At 63.5% G+C, this 4194-nt stretch carries 5 protein-coding genes; 2 read left to right on the top strand and 3 right to left on the bottom strand.

What is annotated here, in order from left to right; translation table 11 throughout:
• Positions 1–418: PhzF family phenazine biosynthesis protein (locus tag EN781_RS27485; protein ID WP_145965651.1), on the top strand; the 418-nt coding region annotated here is incomplete at its 5' end.
• A gap of 66 nt (positions 419–484) precedes the next feature.
• On the opposite strand, the gene EN781_RS27490 is transcribed toward EN781_RS27485, so the two are convergent.
• The 3 genes from EN781_RS27490 to EN781_RS27500 form a co-directional block, all read right to left on the bottom strand.
• Entirely contained in the window at positions 485–1270 is a 786-nt protein-coding gene (locus tag EN781_RS27490; protein ID WP_126054854.1) for a hypothetical protein, read from the bottom strand.
• Entirely contained in the window at positions 1270–1896 is a 627-nt protein-coding gene (locus EN781_RS27495) for a glutathione S-transferase family protein (RefSeq protein WP_126054853.1), read from the bottom strand. The genes EN781_RS27490 and EN781_RS27495 overlap by 1 nt, the downstream gene beginning before the upstream one ends.
• An 84-nt stretch (positions 1897–1980) precedes the next feature.
• On the bottom strand, positions 1981–3192 hold the full coding sequence (locus EN781_RS27500; RefSeq protein ID WP_126054852.1) for an NADP-dependent isocitrate dehydrogenase: 1212 nt from the start codon (positions 3190–3192) through the stop codon (positions 1981–1983).
• A gap of 206 nt (positions 3193–3398) precedes the next feature.
• On the opposite strand from EN781_RS27500, the gene EN781_RS27505 reads away from it, so the two are divergent.
• Positions 3399–4194, top strand: a 796-nt coding sequence (locus EN781_RS27505; protein WP_145965652.1) for an RNA methyltransferase, incomplete at its 3' end; no start/stop codon positions are given.

Here is a 4194-nt window from a genome sequence, read left to right on the forward strand (position 1 = left end):
GTTGGCGTCCGCGCTTCAGGATACCGTTTCGGCGCGCCCGGTTGCGAGCTTCCGCAACTTCGAGAACCTGTTCGTCGAGCTGGCCGACGAAGCCGCCGTGCGCTCCTTTGTCCCGGACCTGTCCGGGATTGCGACGTTCCACCCTCTCGGCGTGGTCGTCACCGCGCGCGGCGAGACCCATGATTTCGTGTCCCGCTACTTCGCGCCCGGCGCGGGCATTCCCGAAGATCCGGTGACCGGCTCCATCCACGCGACGCTGATACCCTATTGGTCCGAAAAGCTCGGCAAGACGGAGCTGTCGGCTTTCCAGTGCTCGCAGCGCGGCGGTCACTTATTGTGCGAGCTGGCCGGAGACCGTGTGCGCATCACAGGCCGCGCGAAGACCTTCATGAAGGCGGAAATCTATCTGCCCGACTGAACGGGCCCTCAGACTATGGTGCGGAAGCTTGAATGCCGCCGGGCTCTCGCGAGAGATCGGGCATGATCAAAGGAAGCCTTGGCCGGCCGTGTATTTCTGCCGCAGGCGCCTGTAAAGCCACCTGAAATAGGGGAGGTTTCGCCTGCGGTGCACAAACACCGTTTGGCCGAACGGCTGCTCGCTCGCTGACGCCGATGGATCGTGCCACTCCTGCGACGGGCTGCGAAAAATGGCGGCGCCCTGCTGCCTGGCAAGGATCGTCAGCACCGATTGATCATGCCGATGCTCGACGAAGCCGGGCAGGTTGGGAATGCCGTGGATGTTCGGCATGTCGGTCAGGCGAACCTCGCTCGCCATGGCCGTCGCCAGCAGCTTGAGGAAAGCCCTCGCTTCCGGCCCGGCGCGGTAGAGCTGCATGCCGGCCCATAGCTGCGGCAGCGACCAGAACTCCTCCCGGTCAGCATCCATTTCGACAAAGCAGTCGCGCTTGGTCCAGGCGCCCTGCAGCATCCGCCCGCCCATCTTGAACAGGCATACCGGGTGCTGGCTGGAAAGCGCGATCAGAGGCGCCGGGTCGGCAATGAAAGTCAGTGCGGCGTCGCTGTAGAGGACCGGCGTGCCGTCCGGCACGCGGTTCATCATGTCCAGGGTGATGAACGGCTTCCACAGCCAGTAGCCGGCGCCGCGCGGCGCGGCCATGATCGATGGGTATTTTCGCGCCAGGTCGACCAGCACCGGGTGGTCCGGCGTATAAAGATGACTGTCGAGGCCGAAGCGGCGCGCGCTCTTCAGCAGCAGCTTGCCGGCCTGCGACAGGTTCGGCGTCGCATAGCTGACATGGACGGCGCGCATCAGCCCGCCTGTTCGGTCCTGGCGAAGCTCGCGCGATCGGCGAAGCGCGCATACCAGTCGCTGATGTCGGCAAATCGGGCAAGCAATTCACGCCCTTCTGCGACCTTGACGAAATAGCCGACGATCGGTGCCGCGTGCAGGTCGGCAAGGGTCAGTTGCGACCCCAGCAGCCACGGCCCGTCGGCCTTCAGCGCCGACAGTGTCCGCAGCACAGCTTCCGCTTGCAACAGGCCCTTGGCGATCAGGGCCTCGTCGGGCGGATTTTGCTCCAGCCGCTCGACGGCGACATCCCAGACCATGGCGCGGTAGCCATAGGCGTCGAGCAGGCCGGTGATCTGGTTCATCCTTGCCCGGCTGCGCGCGTCTTTTGGCTGCAGCGCCGGGCCGTCGAAGGCCTCGTCGGCATAGCGGGCGATCGCGCTCGCCTCGAACAGGCGAAAGCCGTCATGCTCGAAAGCCGGGATGCGGCCGAACGGATGATGTTCAAGATACCAGGCCGCAACACCTTCCGGGGCAAAGACATCGACGGGCACGAGGTCGTAGCCGATGCCTTTCTCTTCCAGCGCCAGCCGCGCGATGCGGACATAGACGCTGTAGTCGGCGCCGTACAGGATTGGCTTGCTCATCGTCAGCCCCTTGCTTCCGCTCGTGTTGCTGCCCAAAAAGCGAAGGCTCCTTTCGGAGCCTTCGGCATGTCGAAATTTGGGTTCTTACCCCATGGCCTTCTGCAGGTTCTCGTCGATCTTGTCGAGGAAACCGGTGGTCGACAGCCAGGGCTGGTCGGGGCCGATGAGCAGCGATAGGTCCTTGGTCATGAAGCCGGACTCCACCGTCTGGATGCAGACCTTTTCCAAGGTCTCGGCGAATCGTTTCAGCTCGGCATTGTCGTCGAGCTTGGCGCGGTGCGCGAGACCGCGCGTCCAGGCGAAGATCGAGGCGATCGAGTTGGTCGAGGTCTCCTCGCCCTTCTGGTGCTGGCGGTAGTGGCGGGTGACGGTGCCGTGCGCGGCCTCCGCTTCCACGGTCTTGCCGTCTGGCGTCATCAGCACCGAGGTCATCAGGCCGAGCGAGCCGAAGCCTTGCGCCACCGTATCGGACTGCACGTCGCCGTCGTAGTTCTTGCAGGCCCAGACATAGCCGCCCGACCATTTCAGGCTGGAGGCCACCATGTCGTCGATCAGCCGGTGCTCGTACCAGAGCTTCTTCGCCTTGAACTCGGCCTCGAATTCCTGCTCGTAGACCTCCTGGAAGATGTCCTTGAAGCGGCCGTCATAGGCCTTGAGGATGGTGTTCTTGGTCGAAAGATAGACCGGATAGTTGCGCAGCAGGCCGTAGTTCAGCGAGGCGCGGGCGAACTCGCGGATCGATTCGTCCAGATTGTACATGGCCATGGCGACGCCGGCGGCCGGCGCGTCGAACACGTCGTGCTCGATCACGGTGCCGTCCTCGCCGACGAACTTGATCGTCAGCTTGCCCTTGCCGGGATAGCGGAAGTCGGTGGCGCGGTACTGGTCGCCGAAAGCGTGGCGGCCGACGATGATCGGCTTGGTCCAGCCCGGCACCAGGCGCGGCACGTTCTTCATGATGATCGGTTCGCGGAAGATGGTGCCGCCGAGGATGTTGCGGATCGTGCCGTTCGGCGACTTCCACATCTTCTTCAGCTTGAATTCCTCGACGCGCTGCTCGTCGGGAGTGATCGTCGCGCATTTCACGCCGACGCCGTATTTCTTGATGGCGTTGGCCGAGTCGATCGTCACCTGGTCGTTGGTGGCGTCGCGGTGCTCGATGCCGAGATCGTAATAGTCGAGCTTGAGGTCGAGATAGGGGTGGATCAGCTTGTCCTTGATGAACTGCCAGATGATGCGGGTCATCTCGTCGCCGTCGAGTTCGACGACCGGGTTCGCCACCTTGATCTTCGCCATGGAAAGAATGCCTCGTTGCTGGGGATCGGAACGGCCTTGCCCGCATGGCTTTCGGCCGGGGATGCGCAGCGTATATCAAAGGCCTTTTGAGCGCGCAAACGCCGATCCGCCCGCGACTTCATGCCGTTCTTTGCCAAAGCTTCATTTTCACGGCCGAATATGGCAGGGGTCGCCGAAATGCCGCAAACAGCAGTTCATTGACGCCCATGCCAGCCAACGAAGATCCTAACGATACCCCCGCAGCAGGTCCGGCGATCATCCTGGTCGAGCCGCAGCTTGGCGAGAACATCGGCATGGTCGCGCGCGCCATGGCCAATTTCGGTCTTGCCGAGCTCAGGCTGGTCAATCCTCGCGACGGCTGGCCGAGCGAGAAGGCGCGCGCCGCGGCAAGCCGCGCCGATCATGTCATCGATGCGGTGCGGGTCTTCGACGATCTCGCCTCGGCGATCGCCGATCTCAATTTCGTCTTCGCCACGACGGCGCGCGAGCGCGACGGCTTCAAGGCCGTGCGCGGACCGGTCGAGGCGGGCAGGGCGCTGAGGACGCGGCAGCGTGCCGGGCAGCGCACCGGCATTCTGTTCGGCCGCGAACGCTTCGGCCTCTACAATGAGGAAGTCGGGCTCGCCGACGAGATCGTCACCTTTCCGGTCGATCCTGGCTTTTCGTCGCTCAACATCGCCCAGGCGGTGCTGTTGATGTCCTATGAATGGATGAAGTCGGGGCTGGATGACGAGACCCAAACCAACTTCTCCGGACCGGAACTCGTGCCGGCGACCAAGGAACAGTTGCAGAGCCTGTTCACCTATCTTGAAGGCGCGCTGGAGGCGCGCGGCTATTTCCGCCCGGAAGGGAAGAAACCGAAGATGGTCGACAATCTGCGTGCCGTGCTGACGCGCGCCGGTTTCGCCGAGCCGGAACTGAAGGTGCTAAGGGGCATCATCTCGTCGCTGGACAGATTTTCGCCGGCGATGCCGCGCGGCGACGGTTCCCCCGGCGACGATC

Source organism: Mesorhizobium sp. M4A.F.Ca.ET.090.04.2.1 (assembly GCF_003999085.1).
GTDB lineage: Bacteria > Pseudomonadota > Alphaproteobacteria > Rhizobiales > Rhizobiaceae > Mesorhizobium.